The organism is Corynebacterium sp. ACRQJ, from assembly GCF_022346045.1.
Classification (GTDB): domain Bacteria; phylum Actinomycetota; class Actinomycetes; order Mycobacteriales; family Mycobacteriaceae; genus Corynebacterium; species Corynebacterium evansiae.
In genome coordinates this window covers 58,720-80,635 of sequence record NZ_JAKRMT010000005.1, presented here as the reverse complement: position 1 = coordinate 80,635, position 21,916 = coordinate 58,720, and the positions used below count along the sequence as shown (strand labels likewise).

The following is a 21,916-nucleotide window of genomic DNA, read 5'->3' as shown; positions in this document are numbered from 1 at the left end:
CATGAGCGATTCCCGTCAACCCGACCGCACAGAAATTGAGCGTACGCAGCGGCTTCTGGGCGAGCGCTTCGAGCTGCAGTGGATCATCGGTCGCGGCGGCATGTCCACCGTATGGCTGGCCCACGATGTCGAAAAGCTGCGCGACGTGGCCGTCAAAATCCTCAAGCCGGAGTACACGGAAAACGAGGAGTTCCGCGCGCGCTTCCGCAACGAGGCCTCCGCAGCCCAGGACCTCGACAGCCCCAACGTCGTCAGGACCTATGAATCCGGCGAGGTCGAGGACCCGGACAACGGCACGGTGTTCTGCTACATCATCATGGAGTACATCCGTGGCGAGTCTCTGGCCGATGTGCTCTCGCGCGAATCCTCGCTGCCGCAGAATCTGGCGCTGGATGTATTGACGCAAACCGCCGCGGGGCTGAAGGCTATCCACGAAGCCGGACTGGTGCACCGCGATATTAAGCCGGGAAATCTGCTGATCACCTCCGACGGGTTCGTGAAGATCACGGACTTCGGCATTGCCAAGGCCGCCGCCGCGGTGCCGTTGACCCGCACGGGCATGGTGGTTGGTACCGCCCAGTACGTCTCTCCCGAGCAGGCTCAGGGCGACCAGGTCGGCCCGGCCAGCGACGTGTACTCCTTGGGCGTGGTCGGCTTCGAGATGCTGGCGGGCTACCGTCCCTTCTCCGGCGAATCCACCGTGTCCGTGGCGATCAAGCACATCTCCGAAACCCCACCGGAGTTGCCGGAAGAGGTCGACCCCAACCTGCGGGAATTGATCAAGGTCTGCCTGCGCAAGAATCCGCGGACGCGCTACGCCGACGGCGCGGAACTTGTCGCCGCCACTGTCATGGTGGCCGAGGGCAAGCAACCCCCGTCGCCGCACAATGTGCCGAACGTCAGCACCGAACCGCACCCGCTGACCGAGCAGCTGGGCAACGTTGCCAGCGGGCCGGGAACTCGAGTGCCTTCAGCGTCGGGGCCCGGTCAAGGTTCCGGTTACCCTGGCCCCTCCGGCCCGGCTGCCGGTGCAGGTGCTCCGGCCACGGGCGCGGGCTACCCCGCGACTGCACGCGGGGCGGGTGGAGCGCAGGGGGCGTCACCAAGAAAGAACCGCTTGATTATCGCGGTGCTGGCCCTGGTGAGCATCCTCGCGCTTGCGCTGGCCACCTTCCTGCTGACCAGCGGTGGCGACGAAGAAGCGCCGGACCCGTCGACAATGACCGTGACCAACGAGGTCACGACCAGCCCGACGGAGGAGGAAGAAGCGCCGGCCGACCCGGACGGCAACGCCCCCGCGCCGGTAAACCCGGTGCCGACGGACACGACGAATGGCCCGGAACCCGCACCGGGAACCGAGACCACGTCGGAACCGCCGGAGACCTCCGACGAACGCGAGCCTTCGTTCCCCACCTTGCCGACCATCCCGAACGGTGGCGGGCGCGGCAACGGCAATGACGACGGCAACGGCAACGGTGGAAATGGTGGTCAGGGCGGCAATGGCGGCAACCACAACACTGCTCGCCCGAACCAACCCGGCCGCCCGCAGACGAACGATAACGCAACCTCGGCGGACAACGATGTACCTGCCGAATTACGCAATAGGGAGGCCGATCCGGAAAGCCAGCCAGTGCTTTAAGCGTTTAAGCACGATTCTTTTTAGCAATGTAAAAGGGATAGAACTATGTCCATACAACAAGTTGGACTAGGATTTGTTAATCAAAGTGACTAGAAAATCATTCTGGGGTTAGCTACAGAAGCAGACAAAGGAGCAGAAGGCGTGGACCGAAACGGCACAACCTTGGGCGGCCGCTACCGCCTCGGTGCCAAGATCGGCACTGGTGGCATGTCCGACGTGTACGCTGCTACCGATGAACTGCTGGGCCGCGATGTGGCGGTAAAGATGATGCGCCCCGATCTGGCGCGCGACACCACCTTCCTGGAGCGCTTCCGCCGCGAGGCTCAAAATGCCGCGAAGCTGAACCACCCCGCCATCGTCGCCGTTTACGACACGGGCCAGACCCCGGACGAGGACGGTGCGGTGCCGTACATCGTCATGGAGCGCGTGCACGGCGAAACCCTGCGCGACATCATCCAGGACTCCGGGAAGATGAGCCTGAACGATGCCGCGGCGGTCATGTCCCAGGTCTGCTCGGCGCTGTACTTCTCGCACGAGGCGGGCATCATTCACCGCGACATCAAGCCCGCGAACGTGATGATCACCAACACCGGCGCGGTGAAGGTCATGGACTTCGGCATCGCACGCGCACTGAGCGATAGCTCCTCTGCCATGACGCAAACCGCCGCCGTCATCGGCACCGCCCAGTACCTCTCCCCCGAGCAGGCACGCGGCCAGTCCGCCGACGCACGTTCGGATATTTACGCCGCCGGTTGCGTGTTCTACGAGCTGGCCACGGGCAAGGCTCCCTTCCACGGCGAGTCCCCGCTGTCCGTTGCCTTCCAGCACGTGCAGGAGAACCCGGAGGCGCCGTCCCAGGTTCCGGGCATGCACCTGTCGAAGCGCGAGGCTTTGAGCCTGGACTCCATCACTCTGACCGCTATGGCGAAGTCGCCATCGGATCGTTATGACGACGCGCAAGAGATGGCGACGGATCTGAAGCGCCTTTCCGAAGACCAACTGCCGCTGGTCGCCCAGGCCTATACCAATGACGCCGACTCGGCCGATGCTGGTTCCCACACCGCGGGGCGCGCTGCTGCCGGTGCCGCTGGCGCCGCGGGGCTGGCCGCCGGTGCGGCCGCGGCTGGCGCGCACGCGAATGATGATGACGCGCAGACCTCCGTGATCCCCGCCAGCCACAACACAGCCAACGGTGCCGCTGCTGGAGCCGGAGCAGCTGGGGCCGGAGCAGCCGCCGCTGGAGCCGCTGGCAACGGTGGCGGCGACGGCTACTACAACAGCGATTACAGCGGCGATTATGATGGCGGCGACGATTATTACGACGACTATGACGCCGACTACGACGATGATTATGACGGCGAGTACGACGACGAGTACTACGAGGATGAGCCCAAGCGTCGCTGGTGGGCGCCCATCGCTTGGGTGGCGGGTATCGCCGCAGTAATCGCCGGTGGTTACTTTGCCTACCAGGCATTTACCGGCGACGATGAGCCAGAGAAGCCTATCGAAGCCGAGCAGGTGAAGATCCCGCTCGTGGCCAACAAGGACCGCGCCGAGGCGGAGAAGATCCTCAAGGACGCGGGCTTCGAGGTAACGGTCGAGGAAACCACGCACGACAAGATCGCGCGCGGCAAGGCTATCGGCACCGACCCAGCAGCCAATGCATCCGTGGCTCGCGGCACCGAGATCAAGCTGCTGGTCTCCAGCGGCCGAGAGATCACCGACGTGCCGGACCTGACGGGCAAGACCACCGAGGAAGCAGTCCAGCTTCTGAAGGATGCCAAGCTGGTTCTGAACAAGGAAGTCAAGGAAGAAGCCAGCGATGATGTGCCGAAGGGCAAGATCATCACGCAGACTCCGCCGCAGGGTTCGCAGGTCTCTGCGGGCACGAAGGTGACCATCACCGTCTCCACGGGTCCGGAGGACGTCCGCGTGCCGGTCGTCACCGGCCAACAGCTCGAGGACGCCCGGGAGAACCTGGAATCCGCCGGCTTCAAGGTGGTTGTGAACCACGTCGATTCTGTGGAGCGGAAGGATCAGGTGCTCTCCGCCAGCAGCGAGGGTGAGAAGCTGCCCAAGGGCAGCGAGATCACCCTGGAGGTATCCCTGGGCAACCAGTTCGAGATGCCTTCCCTGCAGGGCAAGAAGTTCGGTGACGTGTTCCGCGAGCTGCAGGCCGCCGGCTGGCGCGGCACCCCGGAACAGCTACACCGGGAGAACAAGAACACCACGGATCTGGGCCGCGTGGACGAGGTCGCGCAGCAGTCCATCCACAGTGGCGAGGTCATCAAGAAGGACGAGGACATCACCGTCACGGTGTACGTCTTCAACCTGCTGCCCTAGCGGCAGCGACGCGCCAAAGCAGGCCCCAGAGCTGGCGCCGCCCTAGCGTTGGCGCCCCAGAGCCAGCGCGCCTAAAGCATCGAGGCTTCGGCGCTGATCGCGCCGGTAACCTCCAGCTGCTCCTGCACCAGGCGGTTCACCAGTTCGGCGGGCACAACCTCGCCCTTGCCACTCAACCGCCCGGCTTCGTTCAGCCAGTTCGCCAGCATTAGGTGGCCGTACTGCGTCATCACGGACTCGGGGTGGAACTGCACTGAGTGGATCGGCAGCGTCTGGTGGCGCATCGCCATAATCATGCCGGAATCGGAGGTTGCCGTGACCTTTAGCTCCTCCGGCACGGTGCCTGGATCAACGGTGAGCGAGTGGTAGCGCGTCACGCGGAACGGGCTCGGCACTCCGGTCAGCACGCCGGTGCCGTCATGGGCCACGGGTGAGGTCTTGCCGTGGAAAAGCTCGTCTGCCCGCACGACCTCCGCGCCGAAGTGCATGCCGATCGCCTGGTGCCCCAGGCACACCCCGAATAGCGGAATCTGCTGTTCAACAGCGATTTTCAGCACATCCAGCATGCGGCCTGCCGCGCTCGGCTCGCCAGGTCCGGGGGATAGCAGGATCGCGTCGAAGCCCTGCAGCATGTCTGCCAGCGCACCCGTGTCGACCCCATCTGGGTTGCCAGCACCGGTGAGCTCGGGGGCGTCATTGCGCAGTACCACACAGTCGTCCCCGCTGAAGCCCAGCTGCCCGATGTATTGCACGAGGTTGTAGACGAAGCTGTCGTAGTTATCGATCACGAGAATGCGCATAGCAAAGAGTTTAGCGTGGCAGCGTGCATGGCTTTGTCGCGGTGTGCTGCTACTATCGTCTGGTACGTATTTTGCCCATGGGCGCTCGGTACCTCGTAGGCCGTCCGCTCCGCAGTCAATCGCTTCGAGGTTTTGAACAATGCCAAAGTCCAAGGTTAATTCCGCTGAGGAGAACTACTCCAGCTCCTCTTCCGCGGACCGTCGCACACCCGTGAAGCTGAACTCCAGCGGTACTCCGCGTTGGTACATCGTGCTGATGCTCGCGCTGATGCTTCTGGGCCTGGCCTGGCTGGTTGTTAACTACATCGCCGGCCCGGAGATCCCGTTCATGCGCGATCTGAACGCATGGAACTACCTGATCGGCTTCGCCCTGCTGATCGTGGGTCTGCTGATGACCATGGGTTGGAAGTAGCACCCAAGTTACTTCCCGGCACTGCCCTAGTTGGGCGCCCCTAGTAGTGCCACCCCAGGCCGGTCCATATGGTGAAGGCCAAGATTGCCGTCGCGGCTAGTGCTGCGACGGTCTTTTTTCTTATTGACGCCCCCACGCCCCCGTTGCCTTGCTCCCCAACGGTGCTGGTGATGAGTGCTATGACGGCGCCTCCGGCGAGCCCACCGATGTGTCCCCATAGCGAAACGTTGGAGTACATGAGGGAGTACCCGAGGTTCACCAGCAGGAGGATGATGGGCCCGCGGAGGTCGCGCTGCCGTATCCGCGACAGGGAAATGAGCATGGCGAACAGCCCGTAGCCGACGGTGGAGGCACCGCCGACGGGGACGTTGGGCTGGAAGTACATGCAGGCCAGCGCACCGCCAGCGGCGCTGGCAACGATGAGGCTGAGCATAACTACCGGCCCGTAAAAGCGTTCGACATCGCGGCCGATCAGGAAGATCAGCAGCATGTTGAAGCCCAGGTGGGCGGGGTCCAAATGAACGAATGCGGCGGTGAGGATGCGCCACCATTCACCGAACAGGGTGACGTTGGCGGCGTTGAAGAGCATCTCCCGCCCCAGGTTGTTCGAGCTGAGGCCGAACATGGATCGGCCATCGAGGGGGCTGGCGATGCTGCCGGATTGAAAAACCGTCACCACGTAGACAAGGCAGCAGGCTGCGATGAATACGTTGGTGACGGAATACCGCCGGCTATTCCGGCGGGCTTGCGTGTCCAGCCACGGCAAGGAGTTTTTACTCCTGGATCTCGACAGACTCGATGACGACGTCGTCGTTCGGGCGGTCCATGCGGTCGGTTGCGACGCGGGAGATCTTTGCGACGACCTTCTGGGACTCCTTGTCGGTGACCTCACCGAAGATGGTGTGGCGGTTGTTCAGGTGCGGGGTGGCCGTCACCGTGATGAAGAACTGGGAGCCGTTGGTGCCGGGACCAGCGTTGGCCATGGCCAGCAGGAAGGGGCGGTCGAACTGCAGCTCCGGGTGGAACTCGTCGCCGAACTGGTAGCCCGGGCCGCCACGACCGGTGCCGGTCGGGTCGCCGCCCTGGATCATGAAGCCATCGATGATGCGGTGGAAAATCGCACCGTCGTAGAACGGGCCTTCGTTGGTGCCGGAGGCGTTGGGCTGGGAGTACTCCTTGGTGCCCTGCGCCAGGCCAACGAAGTTGGCTACGGTCTCCGGCGCGTGGTTGCCGAACAGATCGATGGCGATGTCGCCTTGGTTGGTGTGCAGAATTGCGGTTGCAGTCTTGTTAGTCACGGTGATCCATTGTACTAAAAAGCTGCGACGGCTTCCGGCGCCTTGGTGACTCAAAAGCGGTATTGGCCATCCCGGTGGGGATTTTTCTTTAGGATGGGTGTTAGCACGAACACATATTGAAATACCCAAATAGATCTCCAAGGAGCATCTCGCACGATGAACCCCACCACGTTGAAGCTGGCGCTGCGTGGCGCCAAGCAGGGTCGCACTATGTTGAATAACCGCAAGGAGTTTAAGCGCCGCCAGGAGTTCGACGCGCTGCAGCAGCTGCGTGACAACCTGGCCACGGAGGGCGAACGAGAGGGCATCATCGCAGGTTCTCCCGCTCACGTGAAGGCCGTTGCAGAGCTCATGCTCAAGGAAGAAGGTGCTGCGGCGGCCCTTGAGCAGGCACGTGCAGCTGCGGCTGCCCGTAAGCACCACCGAGTGCACCACTCCGACGAGCTCACCGCTGCGGATGTTGCGGACATGAGCTCCACCGGCTCCCGGAACACCGCCGACTCCGCTGACAAGGGGGAGAAGGCCCGCGATAAGGCCGCGGACAAGGCGGACAAGGCTCGTGCGAAGGCCGAGAAGAAGGCCGAGGCTGCAAAGAAGAAGGCAGCGAAGGCACAGGCCAAGGCAGCTAAGAAGGTTGAGGGCGAGGCTGCTGGGAAGGTAGCGTCGCTAAAGAAGAAGGGCGAAGAATTGAACACCGATGATCTGACCGAGAAGCTCGGCGCGGATGCCGAGAAGCTGCGCAAGAAGATCGACAAGCGTACGCAGAAGCTGCGCAGCCGTTTCGACGAGGCGCAGGAGAGAGCTCAGAAGAAGGCCGGCAAGAAGGCCAAGAAGCGTGAGCAGAAAATCGCTCAGCTCACCGCGGCGCTGAAGGAAAACTCTCACGAGCTGCAGGAACGCGGCCAGGCTGCGACCAGCAAGCTGTACGAAGAGGCCGAGTCCCGTGGCGGCGACCTGGCGAAGAGCGCCGAGAAGAACCGCAAGCAGCTAGCCAAGAAGCTGGAGGCCACCAAGAAGAAGGCAGCCAAGCGCGCTCAGAAGCAGACCAAGGGTGCTCAAAAGGATGCCCGCAAGCGCGCTGCGAAGCTGGACAAGAAGGTAGCCCGCGCCACCAACAAGGCGCAGAGCAAGGCGCTGGCGAAGGCTGAGAAGAAGGGTCTGAAGAAGCAGGAGAAGAAGGGCGGCCTGTTCGGCAAGTTCCTGCTGCTGGCCATCCTGGTCGCTGCGGGCGCTGCTGCGTTTAAGTTCCTGCGTGGTGGCGAGAACGCTCCGAAGAACTCCCCGAAGGTGCAGGACTTCGCGGACAAGGCCACCGGCGCTGCCGAGAAGGCTAAGGCGAAGGCCGCCGAGACCGCGGACAAGGCTGAGGCGAAGACCACTGAGGTGAAGGAAACTGCCGAGGCCAAGGTTGAGGAGGCTAAGGAGGCCGAGGCTAAGAACGGCGAGAAGACCGAAGAGGCCAAGACCGAGGAGAAGCAGACTCCGGCCGCCCCCGCCGCACCTGCCCCGAACGCTCCGGGTGCGCCGGGCGCTCCCGCACCGGGCGTAGCTGTTCCGGGTGCTCCGGCTGCTCCTCAGGCCGGTAGCGACCAGGGCGCTGCCGATGCCGCGGACGCAACCGACGCCGCCGAGGCCGACTTCCCACTAGCCGAAGGCCCGGGCGAGGATCCGGACGAGGGCGGCAAGCACCGCCTGTAACCCACACCCCCAGATCGCGCGCTGAATCCGGCGCGCGATAATGGCGTACATGACCCCGCGCCGCCTCACATTCCGCACCATCCCGCTGCCGCAGACAGGTACTCGGGACATCACCGGAAGTGTCGCGCCGCGGGTCTTTTTGTCTTTATTTAATGACGCCCCCACCGCCGCCTGGCTGGACTCTTCCGGCAACGGCGGCGCCCTCAGTGTGCTGGCAAATAGCGCGGGTCCCCTAGCCCGAACGTGGATGCCACAGGTGGAAAGCTCGAATACGTTCTTCGCGCAGCTCGGAGGCACTTTCGACGAGCCGGTTGAGATTCCGCGAGACTGGCCGTGCGACTTCGCCCTCGGCTGGGTGGGCGCATTGGGATACGGAGTGGAGGACATTGCCCGCTCCCGGGAAGACCATCCGGATGCGGCATTGCTGTTCGCCGACCGGGCGGTCGTGATCGACCACGCACACGCGGTGGCCTATGCAATGGCAATGCTGCCGAGTGCCAAAGATGCCGGGGATGCCGGGAGCACCCACGATGAGCAGCTGGAATGGCTGGACACCACCGTCGCCGAGGTGCGACGGATCGCTGGCGAGGTCTCCGAGACAAGCGGTGCGGGACTGGAAGCCATTCCGGAAACCTTTCCGAGCAGCATTCCGGGCGGTGCACCGCCCCGTGACACGGTGCCCGCCGAGTCCGTGACCATTGAGCGCGCGGCGGCCTTCCGCTTCGACCAGCCGAAGCGGCAGTACCTGGCGAGCATCCAGCGCTGCCTGGATTACATTGCCGCAGGCGATAGCTACGAGGTCTGCCTGACAAATACTGCCCGCGGGCCGGCACTGCGAGATCTGGCCGACCTGCAACCCGGCGCGAACTCGCCCTACGCACCGTCACCGGAATTACTGGCCTACCTGCGGCTCCGCGAAGTCAGCCCGGTTCCCTATGGCGCATTCCTGCGCTTCGACCGCCCTGGTCAGGCGCCACTGCACATCCTCAGCGCCTCCCCCGAGAGGTTCCTCAAGGTCTCGCCGGAGGGAGAGGTCTCCGCCAAGCCGATCAAGGGCACCCGCCCCCGTGGGGAGGACGGAGCGGCGGATGCGAGGGGGCGTCAGGAATTAATGAGCAACCCCAAGGACCGGGCAGAGAACCTGATGATCGTTGACCTGCTGCGCAACGACCTCGGCAGAGTGTGCGTACCGGGCAGTGTGGAGGTGCCGAAAATTTTTTCGGTGGAGAGTTTCTCGCACGTCCATCAGCTGGTCAGCACCATTACCGGCCAGCTTCGTCCGGGGCTCGGCGCCGTCGACGCGATCGAGGCCAGCTACCCCGGCGGCTCCATGACAGGCGCGCCGAAAATCCGGACGATGGAGATTATCGAGGAGCTGGAGCCGCATCCGCGCGGGTTCTATTCCGGGGCGATCGGCTGGGTCTCCCCCAATTCCGCCACAGAGCTGAACATCACGATCCGCACGCTCGTCGACGATGGCGCGGAGTGTTCTTTCGGGGTCGGCGGCGCGATCGTCGCGGACTCGGATCCACTGGCGGAGTACCAGGAAACGCTAGTAAAAGCGGCGGCGCTACTCGATACACTCGGGGGCCAAATCGCCTAACATTCTACTCGAAACATTTTCGAGTACGTTGTTTATCGCAGGTCAGAGGCTCGAAACTTGTTTCTAGTAGGTTTCGAGTACCTTTCGAGTAGCTTTCCTAGCTACCTAAGCGGCCCCTTTACAGACCACACAGCACGCGGATCGCGCGGTCCATTTCCACGCCAATGAACCAGCCCAGCATCACGCATGGCCTGCAATGCACGGCGCACTGGCGGGGCCGACAAGCCCAGCGCCTCGGCAACATCACCCGTGGACATTGGCCGACCACTCATTTCTAGAGCAGCAAGCACATCCTCGGAATGACGAGGGAGACCACCCAGCACTTGGGCGTCTAAACGCTGTGTTGCGTTCAATGTAAGAACTACGCTGCCACTAGTTTGCGTATATACCGGATCAGCAAACCCAACCCGCCGCATACTTGCAAACATACGTCGGATTCCCTCACCCAGTTCCTGGCCAATGCGGAGCTCAGCGGTTACTCGCGCAATCAGAGGGTTGCGCGCAAAGCGGGCAATGGACTCCGGTTTAGTCGGATCTACAAGGCCGGGGAAGCGCCCCGGGCTAGAGACCTCAATCCGGCTCGGGAAAATTTCGAAACGAATGTGATCCCCGACCATGCTGTACGAGCGATGCACCACCGCGTTGACCAACCCCTCAAGCCAAACGTCGTGAGGGATAAGGTTCTCATCCTCGAAAAGACCCGCGCCGGTGAGCCGTCGAGTATTTGGCAGCATTCCGCTAATTGCTTCCTGAGCTGCTTGAATCTGTTGCGGTATCGGACCATCAAAACGCTGGTCATCCATCAACTGCTGCATCTGGCCAGGCAATCGCTCGTCCTCGCCAAAACGTAAAACCCGGATGTGTGCGTTCGGGAAGAACTCTTGAGGATTGTGCCCGAAAAGCAATATCGCAGCAGCACGTGGCCTGCCTTTCCGGTCAATCAGGTTGCGCGCCTTCAGAGCATCTTCGGCACTCGAAGAACCAATGGTCTCGGCATAAGTCTCAACCAGATCCATGTTGAGGTCGTTCGGGGTAGCGTTCGCGGGAACCGTGGCATCGTATTGCTGCTCACCCTTGGTGTAACGAAGCTCCAGAATGTCATCAGCCCTCAAGTGCTTCGTTTCATCACCCACTCGCAAGAAGCAGTCCCCTGACTTCAGGTAATGGACCCGCTCACTGGGCAAGACGTGGAAAAGATACACCTGCGTACGATCATCCACGTCGCACAACTCGATCTGGACGCGAACCGTCGGATCCGTGTGATCCAACGACGTCTGCCGCAGAGCATTGTCTTGGGTAGCGGTCGGCTTTCCTTCGAATTGCCGGTCCGAAATGCCAACCGCAATTACGCCGCCCTCAGAATTGGCCATGCCGACAATTGTCTTAGCCAAGTCCTTCGGCTTAATGCGGAAAGATTTGCGCTCGAACCACTGGTCTTCGGGGAACTGCAGAAGCTGGTTCGGCTCCTCGTGGAAATTTCGCTGCACACTCACAATCTAACATTCTACTCGAAACATTTTCGAGTACGTTGTTTATCGCAGGTCAGAGGCTCGAAATTTGTTTCTAGTAGGTTTCGAGTACGTTTCGAGTAGCTTTCAAGTAGCTCCTTTCGCAACCTTGGAAGCCGATAGGTTAGCCTGAAAGAAAGCTATGCATACCCGCAATAACAGCGATGCTGGGGCGGGTGTGGCTGGAACGGTGGGCGTCACCAAGAGAAGAAAGAGGAGTGAATCCGCGCGTGCGAACAGGCGAGCAACACATCGATACCGCCGCGTGGATGCAGGCCATCTTCAACCGCAGCGAGCAGGCGGGCACCCGCCGCGAACGGACCAAGCAGGCGCTGCTACGGGCCGGCATCGAGCTGATCGCCGAGGAGCAGACGGATCTATCCATTCTGGCGATCACCCAGAAGGCCGGGGTCTCGAACGGCAGCTTCTACAACTTCTTTAAAGACCGCACGCAGTTCTTCGACGCGGTCGCCGAGTACGCGGTAAACAACCTGGCCAGCATCTTTGACCTGGCGGCGGACCAGGATCTGGACTCGATCGACGCGGCGGCGACGAACATCCGCATCCTGGCGTATGCGCATCGCCTGGTGCCGACGCTCTCGAAGTCGATTGTGCGCCGCTCCCCAGACTTCTACACCATGCCCAACGAGCTGGTGCGCAAGCTGCGCGAACGGATCAGCGCGGGTGTGAACGACGGTTCCTTCCACGTGGCCAGCACCGAAACGGCAGCGGCGATTATCTTCGGCGCCAACGCGATGCTCGGGCAGCGCCTGCACGAGGATCCGACGTTGAACAGCAGGACCGCCGGGGACGACCTGGCGCTGGATCTGCTGCGCATGCTGGGGGTTAGCGAGGAGCGCGCCCTGCAGGCCATCGCACGGCCGATCGACGAATACCTGACGCCACCGCAGTAGGCGCGGAGCTAGTCCTCCCGTGCCACGCACGGGGGTGCGGGGCTAGTCCTCCCGTGCCACGCCGAAGCCGAAGCGGTCGAGGAAGCGGTCTTCCTCCCGGCGCGTGTCCCGCGAATGCTCCGTGATCCAATCCGTAATGCGCTGCTGCAGCTCCGGATTCAGGGGCGCGCGCACCAGGTCGGGGCCTAGGATCCGCTCCCAGGTGGGGACCATGATTCCGCGGTAGTTATGGCCGTGACCTGCGGGAGTCTGCTTGGAGGTCAGCATGTCCATGGCCACCTGCCAGCCGGTGGTAAACGGAATCCAGCGGAGTTTATGCACTACATCGTTGTGCTGGGTGGCCGGTGCGGGCACGCCCCGGGCGCCGGGTTCGCGCAGCCAGTCTGGTTCCTTCCAGAACAGATCAGTATCCCACCACACGATCGCATCGGAGGCGTGCTGCACCACGGCCATCCGCGGGTGCTGCCATGGCTGGCCGTACTCTTGGCCGCGCCAGTCACGGTCCAAGTGGTCGGCGTGGCTGATGAAGCGCACGTGCCGGCCTTGGTCGTACAGCGGTAGGCGCTCTGGCGAGCCTTCGCTGCGGTAGGTGGTCATGTCGCGGATCATCTTGGTGAAGCGTGGCGCGCCGGACAGCACCGCCCCGTCCACCTTCGCCAGCATGTCCTCCAGCCCATCGAAGGCCGCTGCCGTGCCATACGCCCCCAGGGATTCGCCGGTCACAAACACCTTTGGCGCATTGGGCATGCCGTCTAGCAGCTCAAACACGGCGTCAATAAGTAACTTGGCAGCACGCACCGGGGTATCGCGGTCAAGCACATAGGCGACGGGCGACTGCACGTAGGAGTACTGCATCGCCACGTTCACGCAGTTGCCGCCCGTAAGGAATTCGACAGTATCCAGCTGCCAATCCGGCACCCAGCCCGTGCCCGTCGAGGTATGGATGACGATGGCCGAGCGGTGCAGGGCGCCCGTTCGCAGCAGCTCCCGTTTCACCAGTTCAACGATGCTTTCCAGCGTGCGCCCGGGGGCCAGGCCGCCGTAGATGCGGATCGGCTCGTGCACGTCGGTCAGGCCCGTGACCTCCGTGATGTCGCGCGCCCTAGGCCCACCGCCGACCAGCACGCGGCCTTGAGCGCCCAGGGAGATCCACCTTTCGTGCGACCACACCGAACCGGAACGCTCGGGCTCCCAGGGTTGCTGATAGCCCCAGTACACGCGGCGGTTGACGAGCTCGGCCTTCTCGTTGAACTTCTCGAGGAACTGCCGTAGCAGGATCTTGTCGGAGATGAGGTAGGCGATGACGCCCACCGCTCCAGCGGCCACAGGCACAGCAACGGGGGCGGGGACGAACCGGCGCAGCGAATGCCGGGTGAGGTCGAAGCTGGACTGTAGTAGCTCGCCGAGCAGGAGAAATGCGCCGTAGCCGAGGGTGCTGACGGCCACTCCAACGAAGGCGGAGGGGGCGCCGAGGCGCTGGCTGTTCACCAGCGCGGCGGATTCGCCCTGGCGCTTGTAGAAGCGGTAGGCGGCGACGGCGGTGGCCAGGGTGACGGCGGCGTGCATGGCGCGGTAGGCCTCGCGGTAGCCGGGCTTGTTCACGAGTTCCCGCAGGTCCAAGCCGGCGGCGCGGAAGGCGGGCAGTACTGCGCTGGCGATGATGGTGCCGTTGAAGTGCCCGACCGTCTGGGACGTGGAGGCGTTACCGGCCACGGCCCACCAGGGGTGCGGCAGCAGGGAGGGCGAGAGGGCATTCCACATGCCGATTTCCGCGCCGATGATGGCGAATCCGCGGCGGGGATCCAGGGCATAGCGCCTGTTCAGGCGCACGCCTGGGAAGAGGTTGGCGTAGAGGTCAATCGCGCCGGCGGCAGCGCGGAAGGAGTAGGACAGCGTGGTGAGGGAGGCCCACTTCGCCCGGCGTTTTAGGCCCGGGAGGATTCTTCGCCGCAGATTACGCATGGGATGGTGGTCGGTTCTAGTGCTGGGCTCCACGCAGGGTGGTGTGCGTGACGTAGTACTCTTCGTAGTCCCGCAGGGTGCGAGCTTTCTCGTTAAGGCGGGCCATCACGGCCTCGCGGGCGCTGTCGCGGTCGCTGTAGAAGCCCAGCGGGTCACCAACACGGACTTCCTCCCCACGTTCCACCAGCATGTACGCCTTACCCTCCGGGCCGACGATGGTCTGCGGCGTGCCGGTGAAGGGGTCGGTGTAGCGATACGTGGTGGTCGTGCCGGTCATTAGTCGTGGGGCTCCCTGGGTTGGGTTTGCGGTTTGATTAGGGTCGCTGATTCCACATTACTTGCAGCGACGGGGGCTGATCTACACAAATGGGGGTTTAGCACCTCGGCAGAGGCCGAACTCAGAGCAAACCCTCTCGGGGGCACCCTTTTGCATACCTCAGCAAACAATTATGTTTCTTATTCACCGTTAAGTATATGATTTCCCTGACCATTATCTTTTAGGAGTAAAAATGCGCCGCTACGCACTTGCGATCGTCACTGCAGCTTCTCTTGGCCTCGTGGCCTGCAGCTCGAGTGATGAGCCGAAATCCACCACTGCTGGAACCATCACTGCAGCTGAATCCGCGCCTGAGAATGAGGAGTCGACCGAAGACGAAGGTGCCGCTGGCGAACTGAACAAGCCGCTTAGGATCTCTACTCTCAGCGACAATGACGTGTTCATGACCATCAAGGAAATCTCCCTGGGTAAGGAATGCCGCTTTGGGGTAGACAATCCGGAGTACTCTTTCGACCAAATGAACGACGATCAGCAATACCTACAGATCCTTGCTGAGATCGACGTCCAGAAGCTGGACAATCCCGCCAGTGGTGGCTCGGTCTACCTTGACAACCCTAAAGCAGTGGACGGTGATGGCTTCGCTAAGGAAGCCGAGCTCGGGTTCGACTGTGAACAAAGCGAAGGATACGAAGACTGGGGAGAGGGCACCGAAGTGGGCGACAAGTCTCGTCGTTACGGAGCCTTCATCGTGCCGAAGGGCGTGACCGAAGTCCGCATCCAGGGCAAGAAGTTCGCTGTGGAGCCCGAAGGGAACTAGAGCTTCCCCTCGGCCAGCACGGTCCCGCCCGGCGCGGCGCTGCCGTCCATCGGCTCCTCGGTGACGCGCACCATCATCGTGTCCGCGGGCAGCGGCATCCACACGTTGTCGTGCGGGTCCTGGCCAATCACGCCGGCTGATCGGGCGGCGCCGCTTTTGTTGATAGACCACACCTGCGCGCCCATTCCGTCCTTCAGTACGGGCGCGCCGTTGACCATCGCCCCACCGGAATCCATCTCCGTCGAGACCACCACGTCCAGCGTCGACCCTTCGGCCTTCAGCGACACGCTGCGCACATCCCCCATCGCCATGATGGAGTGCATGTGGTCTTCCGCCTCGGCACCCTGCATGGGCTCCTCGTCATTCGTGCCCTGACCAGCTCCTTCGGAGTCTGAGAACACCTCCGGGGCGTCTCCCCCACCGTCTTCGCCGGACTCGCTGGTGTTGTTCTCCGCAAGGTCGGCGTTCTCGCCACTGCCCCATAGCCCGCTGGTGGTGCCCACAATCCCCACGCCGGCCAGCAGTACAACTGCGGCAGCCGCGGCAAAGGCAGTGCGCGCGAATCCACGACGAGCTCCGCGCGCCTTCGACATAGGCACTACGTTATCCTCACCGGCCTCTGCACCCGGCGCGACCTGCGGATACTCGCCCGAAGCGATCGCATCCATAATGTTCGACTTCAACTGCGGCGGAGGTGCCACCGGTCCGGCCAACTCCGCCAGGTCGGCTTCTAGCTCGCCGAAGTCCGGCTTCTCGTCTTTCATCGGGCACCCCCTTCCGCCAGTGCGTCACGTTGTTCCTTGAGGATCTTCTCTAGCTTACGAAGCCCATCACGCACGCGCGTCTTCGCAGTTCCCAGCGGTACGCCGGTGGCTTCCGCCAGTTCCGCGTGAGTCATGTCGCCGAAGTAGGCCAGCAGAATCGCGGTCTTGTGCGGCTCGCCCATGATCTCCAGCGCGGTCCGCACGGCGTGGCGTTGCACGTTCCTTAGCGCCTCGTCTTCCACGCTTTCTTTGTTTATTGACGCCACCAGGAAGGCCTCCCGGTCATCCCGTTTCATAGTGGCGATGGCGCTTCGGACGCGATCAATGGCGCGGAGTCTCGCCCGGCGAAGAATCCAAGCTTTGGCCGAACCTTTGGCTGGGTCGAAGTCTGCAGCGTGCTGCCACACTTCGATGAAAACTTCCTGGGTGACTTCCTCTGCCTGCGCCTGATCGTGGAGTATCTGCAGGCTGAGGCCCAGGACATTCGGGGCGATGTGGTCGTAGAGGCGTGCGAAAGCCGCCGCATCACCCTGTTGGGTGAGCAGCATCAAGCTCTCGAGGGTTTCTCTATCGACGATGGCCACCGTTTTCATCGTAGCGCCCCGGGGCCTACGACCTGCTCGTCATCTACTGGTTCTGCTTTCCCTGCAGATCCGGCATCATGCTTTCGTCGGTCTCCATCATGTTCTCGACCTTGTCTTCCATTTTGCCGTCCATCTTGTTGTCCATCTTCTCGGACATGGCGGGCTTGTCCGGCATCATGCTCTCGTCGGTCTCCATCATGTTCTCCGTCTTGCCGGACATTTGGTCACCGCCCTTCATGTCTTCGGTCATCTCTTCTTCAGTCATTTTGCTCTCGCTGGTCATTTCAGAGGAAGAGGTTTCGCTCATCTTGGAATCTCCGGCGTCATCGTCCTCGTTGCACGCGACCAGGCCCAAGCCCATCACGCCGGTCAGGGCCACAGCAACGGCGGCACGGCCCACAGAGAATCCGGCTGCACGGTTAGCTGCAGAGTTGGTCTTGCGAATCATCATTTGTACTGCTCCTTCGGGTTAGCGATCGTTTTCCACACGACCCCATCGCAGGGCCGCTTCATTGGTACATACGGCGCCCTCCCCCACACCGGATTGGAAGTTTTCGAGAATTCTTAAATTCCCGAACACTTGCCACGAGATGCCCCACCAGTTCGCAGAAGTGCAGTAAGGCAAACAAACGTTTGATTACCGAGCAGATGAACCACTTTAGATGTCTTACCCCGTCGCTACAGTAAGTACTACATCCACCGAAGATGCCAAGGCATTTGCCCACCGTAAACAACTCAACAACATATCGGAAGGGACACAGACCATGACCCCGACAATCGCACCGAAGATCAGAAGGCTGCTGCCGTCCGCGCCTCCATGACGATGGCCGGATACACCATGACAACCCGAGACGAAGAGGATGTCCGACGCATCCTCCGAGGAGAAATCACCGGCGACGAAGCTGTACTGGAAGTACTGGAACGACACGGTTTGGGCGACAGCGAACGCGCCGAAGTCCTCCGCACACGCATCGCTGAGAGTAAGAAGGAAAGTCAAACAGGCAAGAGTGATGACCTAACGGACAATGCGTAGAACTTCCCTGCCTAGCCGTCTCCTCAAGGATTCCCACTTTGCATCAAACTGAGAATCAAAGTGTCAAACTTTGAATGAAAGTGCGACTTTCAACGAATCGTTTCATAGTTTCATTCACACTTAGACTTCAACCGCTACTCGCGGCTGTAAACCGTCGCTTTTCGTCCCTGACCCCCGACCATGGACACGTATCCCTGTGCGAGGAGTGGATCAAGTGCGTAGCGGACCTGCGCAGGAGACAAACTCGTCCTATCCTGCAACTCCTTCATTGTCGCCGACCCGTTCAAGCCAATGGCTTCATAAACTTTAGGAACGTTCTTTCCCAAGGATCGTAGAATCTGCTCGTCCGTGCTCTTACGACGCGCCTTATCGCCAGAACCGGTCTCCTCTCCGACGGCGTAATAGACGCCGTCTTCGTAATCAAGGAACCCATTATCCGAGAGCTGATCAAGCATCCGTCGACATGCTCTCTCGCCCAACGGGGCGTACATCTGCACGATGCGCTGCCGCGTCGCCCCGCCCTGACTACGTAGATTCACCAGTAGATCTTCCTCAATCGGAACGAGACGCCGCTTTCCTTGTCGTTGCAGATCCTCGAGCCATTTATCCTCGATCTCACTGAAACGTGAACCGCGGGGAAATAACACTTTAAACGTGACACCGGTATCGATGAACTGCGGCTTTGGCAAACGAGCCTCCCTCGTAGCAGTGAGAATCTCTTGAATTCCACCACCTTCACCCTCGATGACGCGCTCGCCATCCGGCGTCCTTAGATAGCGTGCAATCTCATAAAGCCGCTTGTTTACAGGGGCTTTGGTCAGCTCCGGGCTTTCCAGCTGGGATGCGGATAATCCACGCAAACCACCCGGGCTGACCACTACAAGCATCTTCTCCGTAATTCGAACCTCTACTTTTTTGCCCACCTCCACGGATGGCCCCAGATCCCGGTGAACCAGGGCATTCGCCAGCACCTCTCGGATAGCCGAAGGCGGAAACTCCGGTTCATCGACAAGATGGCCAATTTCCGTATACCTGCTCACCGTGTCCGAGTTTTGCCTGATCCAGTTCATAATCTCCACAAGCATCTCCGGCAGTGGACCTTCGATCTCCTTAAGATTTCTATGGCGCCCCATTCCATCACCTCGAGCTAACCTCACCGCAACAGTTGCGCCAAGAGCAGGTTCAACTGACTGAGGCAGATAACCGAGCGCATACAAACCTCCCAAACGAAGATTGCCCTGGTTATCGGTTACGTTAGAAATTTGGAGCAACTGTGAGTCATCGTCAATCCTGGATAGGCGAGTTCTAGACTGACGCACCGATTCGATAAAGCTCCTTAGCGCCTCGCCATCGAGCACACCAGTATCGGTTCCATGAACAATCTGAAAATCGAAGTTCGTTTGTTGGCTAGCCGTTAGCGCAGAGAGCTCTAGCATCTTTAGATCGTTAGAGTTCATCTGATAATCGCCATCAGCTTGACGCAGGTATGCCTTGTTCTTGAACCTTGCCGGTTTCTCTGTCGGTGTCAACGGTGTGACTTCCACCACTAAAACGTGTTTTCCGTCAACAATGTGGTGAAAGAACTCAAGCTGCGGGGCCGGCTTTACTGAAGACCGGCTGACCGATGCGATCGCCTTCTGCATTTCCGCTGGGTTTTCAATACCGGTGACTTCAAAACCTTTTCGCTCGCTAACGCCAAGAATGATCGCGCCAGCTTGCGGCATATTGGCGAATGCGCATAGCGTCTCACCGATGTTCTCCGGAACACCTCCTGCCGCGGTTTTACATTCAACAAGAGTCGTGTCGTCCCCGAAGGCACGGAGCTCCCTGATCATTTCCGCAAGACGTTCGGCATTCCAGCTCATGATGATCAGTCTAGATCACTTTTCACACTTTCACTACCTGCTCATTCACAGTTTGAACCTCAAAGTGCGAATCAAAGTGTCAAACAATTAGCAGTTTCACACTTTGATTTATGAGTTTGGACTTTAACCCTTAACCCGAAAGCGCTCTGGACACCACAGATACAAGAAGGGTTAATAGACAAAAGGGGATGCGGACAGAGGGTTACAGCACGTGCATATTGCCATAAATCTGCTCATCCCGTGAGCCGGCGGAATCTAGTCGATGTAGATGCTATTGACGAACGAGACTGGCCTGGAAAGCAAGAGAATATTAAAACACTCCACTGCAAACCAAAAGGTTAAACTGGCGAAATGACCATGTCACTTGACTATGTGCGCTGGATTGGAATTGCAGCGTGGACCAGTGGTTTAGCCATCCCACGAAACTGCCAGGCGTTGGCTGTTCTTCCGGGGGATTCTCCCAGAAGAATCTTAATCCAGAGCGCCGGGGGACGCGCCACAACATTCGAGGACATTGAGCGTGAGTACACACATATCCAGTGGTTGCTAGCTGGAGCTCCTAGTGATGAATCTGTGCTGGATTATGTGAACCACCAGCAGCTCTGTTTAACGCATTATGACCTCATCGACCATGACTTCGCCATCCTGGATGTCAGCGATAGCGCGTGCGGGAGCAAAAACTACTCCTTCAGGCAGTCGTCTGCAGCTGATCGCCGCCCCGACTACAGTCCCAAGGAAGCATTAGCTGCAGCTCAGCGCCTCAGCAACTCCGCGATAGGATCGGCTCTTTCAGAACATATTCCTGCCTGGAATATGGCCGAGTCATTAGGGCTGCTAGCTCTTGCTGTTCGTGAATACTTCACGGGCGCGGTAGTACGGAAACTTACTCGGAAATATGTAGAGGATCTTCGTTCGGATTCTCTAAACACCCAGGAAGTTCTCGGTTATGGCCGCCTCGCCTATAGTGTGGCGTTTAAAGTTAATGATGACTCTGCAACCACCGCTCCGGTGATCACCCTGCACGTTCAGGAAGATGATCCTCTTTTCACAGAATCTGTGTTGAGGCACATCGTTGACCGGGCACAGGCCTTCGCTAGCGCATGTGGAAGTAGCGTTCATTGCGAGTCGGTATTCCAGAACATCATTTTCCACCAGACGTTCCCTAGCACCGTCCATGAACCGGATGCTGAAGAAACACCAATCATCCTGTACCGAATCCCGCTCAGCGCTGAGCTTCTCCCTGTCCAATCCTTAACGCAGGTGTTGGGTGACAGCGCCGCCCGCACAGCCGATAACGCCCTGAGGGAGCCTCCCCAACGGAGTTTGTTAAGTATTCGTCGACTCCCAGATAGCGGCATCATACGGGTACGCAGCTTCATCCCAGGAACAAGCATCGTCGATCGTGCAATTCACCGCGGCGGCTATCTCGCATCCTCGGAACTTGTTTCTAAATTACAACAGGAAAAGGCGATGGCTGATCCTGATTGTCTCGCCGCAGCTGTAACACCGACGCTGATCTGGGAATCTCTCAGCACTTGGGGTCTCGCATCCGGCAGCACCGCAAGTTCAGTGTGCTCCGTGCTTAGCGTGCGTGCCAATAGCACCTCCGCTGTGGAAGGTTCCATTCATCAACCACTGTTAACAGTTGAGGTCGATGAGCAGGCGCCACTCGGCACTGTGGCACATGACGTGTGTGATGTTCTCGATGACCTGGGCATCGATCCCTTTACGGACTTCCCGATTGAGTTACTGTGGTTCGATCCACCGAAAGAGACCGGCGTCAGCACCTCCTCTCCCAACGCTGCACCGCCACAGGCCACGTCGCTGGAACTCCCCATCTTATGGCCCCGTGCGTTAGGGGCACGATCAATAGCTGTCACAAATCAGGCACTCGCGCTCGCCGTCGTTCGCCGTGCTCTACGCCACTGTTGCACCAAAGGCCTGTCATGGATCGGGGTAGCTCATGCTAGAAAAACCTCTGCCAGTGGGAGGCATCTGATTAGGGTGGCGGTCGCGTTCGAGTCTGAATACGCAGACAAAGTAGCCGTCAATCAGGAATTGACCCTCGCAGTGAATGCGGTTTTTGCCGAAAACTCTATCGGTCCACATGTCACGTGCGAGGCTATCGATGCTAACCAAATGACTGACGTTTCAACATGGGTCACGGCGGCTGGGTACCATCCCGTTACTGGTTTCCTGCCTGCATATATTCAGCTTGAACACCTCGACACCGGCTATGCACCAAATTCTTGATCGCTATCACCCGAGGTTTAATACCCATGCTGGGGTGGTCTGAGAATTAGGTTCAGTAGGCTTAAGCGACTGCCTGCTGCTTTTTCTTCCAATTCTCCGCATACCTGCCCGGTTTGAGATAGCCCAACACCGAGTGCGGATGTTCA

At 60.4% G+C, this 21,916-nt stretch carries 19 protein-coding genes; 8 read left to right on the top strand and 11 right to left on the bottom strand.

What is annotated here, in order from left to right; all coding sequences use genetic code 11:
* Position 1: 1 nt before the first annotated feature.
* Positions 2-1,639, top strand: coding sequence for a serine/threonine-protein kinase (locus MHX52_RS04470; RefSeq protein WP_239316794.1), 1,638 nt, complete (start codon positions 2-4; stop codon positions 1,637-1,639).
* Between the two features lie 207 nt (positions 1,640-1,846).
* Positions 1,847-3,982 (top strand): Stk1 family PASTA domain-containing Ser/Thr kinase, encoded by a 2,136-nt coding sequence (gene pknB / locus MHX52_RS04465; protein WP_239316837.1) that lies wholly within the window; start codon positions 1,847-1,849, stop codon positions 3,980-3,982.
* Positions 3,983-4,053: 71 nt separating this feature from the next.
* Here the strand turns inward: pknB and MHX52_RS04460 are convergent, their stop codons facing one another.
* Positions 4,054-4,782 (bottom strand): aminodeoxychorismate/anthranilate synthase component II, encoded by a 729-nt coding sequence (locus MHX52_RS04460; protein WP_239316792.1) that lies wholly within the window; start codon positions 4,780-4,782, stop codon positions 4,054-4,056.
* A 139-nt stretch (positions 4,783-4,921) separates the two neighbouring features.
* Between MHX52_RS04460 and crgA the strand changes: the two genes are divergently transcribed.
* A complete protein-coding gene (crgA, locus tag MHX52_RS04455) occupies positions 4,922-5,194 on the top strand; it encodes a cell division protein CrgA (RefSeq protein WP_005292638.1) in 273 nt (90 codons plus the stop codon).
* A 40-nt stretch (positions 5,195-5,234) separates the two neighbouring features.
* Here crgA and MHX52_RS04450 read toward each other — a convergent pair whose 3' ends face one another.
* Both MHX52_RS04450 and MHX52_RS04445 read right to left on the bottom strand, forming a co-directional pair.
* Positions 5,235-5,960 (bottom strand): rhomboid family intramembrane serine protease, encoded by a 726-nt coding sequence (locus MHX52_RS04450; RefSeq protein ID WP_239316790.1) that lies wholly within the window; start codon positions 5,958-5,960, stop codon positions 5,235-5,237.
* Between the two features lie 7 nt (positions 5,961-5,967).
* A complete protein-coding gene (locus tag MHX52_RS04445) occupies positions 5,968-6,492 on the bottom strand; it encodes a peptidylprolyl isomerase (RefSeq protein WP_005292634.1) in 525 nt (174 codons plus the stop codon).
* Between the two features lie 156 nt (positions 6,493-6,648).
* Between MHX52_RS04445 and MHX52_RS04440 the strand changes: the two genes are divergently transcribed.
* Entirely contained in the window at positions 6,649-8,190 is a 1,542-nt protein-coding gene (locus tag MHX52_RS04440; RefSeq protein ID WP_239316788.1) for a hypothetical protein, read from the top strand.
* Between the two features lie 49 nt (positions 8,191-8,239).
* Positions 8,240-9,793: an anthranilate synthase component I family protein gene (locus MHX52_RS04435; protein WP_239316786.1), complete on the top strand. Its 1,554-nt coding sequence runs from the start codon at positions 8,240-8,242 to the stop codon at positions 9,791-9,793.
* A gap of 101 nt (positions 9,794-9,894) precedes the next feature.
* Here MHX52_RS04435 and MHX52_RS04430 read toward each other — a convergent pair whose 3' ends face one another.
* Positions 9,895-11,286 carry an ATP-binding protein gene (locus tag MHX52_RS04430; protein ID WP_239316784.1) on the bottom strand — a complete coding sequence of 464 codons (1,392 nt, stop codon included), beginning with the start codon at positions 11,284-11,286 and terminating at the stop codon, positions 9,895-9,897.
* 245 nt (positions 11,287-11,531) lie between these two features.
* On the opposite strand from MHX52_RS04430, the gene MHX52_RS04425 reads away from it, so the two are divergent.
* On the top strand, positions 11,532-12,215 hold the full coding sequence (locus MHX52_RS04425; RefSeq protein WP_239316782.1) for a TetR/AcrR family transcriptional regulator: 684 nt from the start codon (positions 11,532-11,534) through the stop codon (positions 12,213-12,215).
* Positions 12,216-12,257: 42 nt separating this feature from the next.
* Here MHX52_RS04425 and MHX52_RS04420 read toward each other — a convergent pair whose 3' ends face one another.
* Positions 12,258-14,177 carry an alpha/beta-hydrolase family protein gene (locus tag MHX52_RS04420; RefSeq protein ID WP_239316780.1) on the bottom strand — a complete coding sequence of 640 codons (1,920 nt, stop codon included), beginning with the start codon at positions 14,175-14,177 and terminating at the stop codon, positions 12,258-12,260.
* A gap of 16 nt (positions 14,178-14,193) precedes the next feature.
* Positions 14,194-14,454, bottom strand: a complete 261-nt coding sequence (locus MHX52_RS04415; protein WP_239316778.1) for a hypothetical protein — start codon at positions 14,452-14,454, stop codon at positions 14,194-14,196.
* 232 nt (positions 14,455-14,686) lie between these two features.
* On the opposite strand from MHX52_RS04415, the gene MHX52_RS04410 reads away from it, so the two are divergent.
* A complete protein-coding gene (locus MHX52_RS04410; protein ID WP_049050536.1) occupies positions 14,687-15,271 on the top strand; it encodes a hypothetical protein in 585 nt (194 codons plus the stop codon).
* Here the strand turns inward: MHX52_RS04410 and MHX52_RS04405 are convergent.
* From MHX52_RS04405 to MHX52_RS04385, 5 genes are all read right to left on the bottom strand, one after another.
* Positions 15,268-16,035, bottom strand: coding sequence for an anti-sigma factor (locus MHX52_RS04405; protein WP_239316776.1), 768 nt, complete (start codon positions 16,033-16,035; stop codon positions 15,268-15,270). The two genes, MHX52_RS04410 and MHX52_RS04405, sit on opposite strands and share 4 nt — an antisense overlap.
* On the bottom strand, positions 16,032-16,628 hold the full coding sequence (locus MHX52_RS04400; RefSeq protein WP_239316774.1) for a sigma-70 family RNA polymerase sigma factor: 597 nt from the start codon (positions 16,626-16,628) through the stop codon (positions 16,032-16,034). Before MHX52_RS04400 ends, MHX52_RS04405 begins: the two co-directional genes overlap by 4 nt.
* 34 nt (positions 16,629-16,662) lie before the next feature.
* Complete coding sequence (locus MHX52_RS04395; RefSeq protein WP_239316772.1) at positions 16,663-17,070, bottom strand: hypothetical protein; 408 nt, start codon at positions 17,068-17,070, stop codon at positions 16,663-16,665.
* Between the two features lie 216 nt (positions 17,071-17,286).
* Positions 17,287-17,616, bottom strand: a complete 330-nt coding sequence (locus MHX52_RS04390) for a hypothetical protein (protein ID WP_239316771.1) — start codon at positions 17,614-17,616, stop codon at positions 17,287-17,289.
* A 170-nt stretch (positions 17,617-17,786) separates the two neighbouring features.
* The gene (locus tag MHX52_RS04385) at positions 17,787-19,517 is read right to left on the bottom strand and encodes an RNA-binding domain-containing protein (protein ID WP_239316769.1); all 1,731 of its coding nucleotides are present in this window, start codon (positions 19,515-19,517) and stop codon (positions 17,787-17,789) included.
* 351 nt (positions 19,518-19,868) lie between these two features.
* Between MHX52_RS04385 and MHX52_RS04380 the strand changes: the two genes are divergently transcribed.
* Positions 19,869-21,770 (top strand): hypothetical protein, encoded by a 1,902-nt coding sequence (locus MHX52_RS04380; RefSeq protein ID WP_239316768.1) that lies wholly within the window; start codon positions 19,869-19,871, stop codon positions 21,768-21,770.
* The last annotated feature ends 146 nt before the right edge of the window (positions 21,771-21,916 follow it).

Coding starts and splice junctions, on each gene's coding strand:
- MHX52_RS04420 (WP_239316780.1), bottom strand. CDS start 14,177: ATGCGTAATCTGCGGCGAAGAATCCTCCCGGGCCTAAAACGCCGGGCG.
- MHX52_RS04410 (WP_049050536.1), top strand. CDS start 14,687: ATGCGCCGCTACGCACTTGCGATCGTCACTGCAGCTTCTCTTGGCCTC.
- MHX52_RS04400 (WP_239316774.1), bottom strand. CDS start 16,628: ATGAAAACGGTGGCCATCGTCGATAGAGAAACCCTCGAGAGCTTGATG.
- MHX52_RS04380 (WP_239316768.1), top strand. CDS start 19,869: ATGACCATGTCACTTGACTATGTGCGCTGGATTGGAATTGCAGCGTGG.
- MHX52_RS04415 (WP_239316778.1), bottom strand. CDS start 14,454: ATGACCGGCACGACCACCACGTATCGCTACACCGACCCCTTCACCGGC.
- MHX52_RS04435 (WP_239316786.1), top strand. CDS start 8,240: ATGACCCCGCGCCGCCTCACATTCCGCACCATCCCGCTGCCGCAGACA.
- MHX52_RS04460 (WP_239316792.1), bottom strand. CDS start 4,782: ATGCGCATTCTCGTGATCGATAACTACGACAGCTTCGTCTACAACCTC.
- MHX52_RS04385 (WP_239316769.1), bottom strand. CDS start 19,517: ATGAGCTGGAATGCCGAACGTCTTGCGGAAATGATCAGGGAGCTCCGT.
- pknB (WP_239316837.1), top strand. CDS start 1,847: ATGTCCGACGTGTACGCTGCTACCGATGAACTGCTGGGCCGCGATGTG.
- MHX52_RS04395 (WP_239316772.1), bottom strand. CDS start 17,070: ATGATGATTCGCAAGACCAACTCTGCAGCTAACCGTGCAGCCGGATTC.
- MHX52_RS04470 (WP_239316794.1), top strand. CDS start 2: ATGAGCGATTCCCGTCAACCCGACCGCACAGAAATTGAGCGTACGCAG.
- MHX52_RS04440 (WP_239316788.1), top strand. CDS start 6,649: ATGAACCCCACCACGTTGAAGCTGGCGCTGCGTGGCGCCAAGCAGGGT.
- MHX52_RS04405 (WP_239316776.1), bottom strand. CDS start 16,035: ATGAAAGACGAGAAGCCGGACTTCGGCGAGCTAGAAGCCGACCTGGCG.
- crgA (WP_005292638.1), top strand. CDS start 4,922: ATGCCAAAGTCCAAGGTTAATTCCGCTGAGGAGAACTACTCCAGCTCC.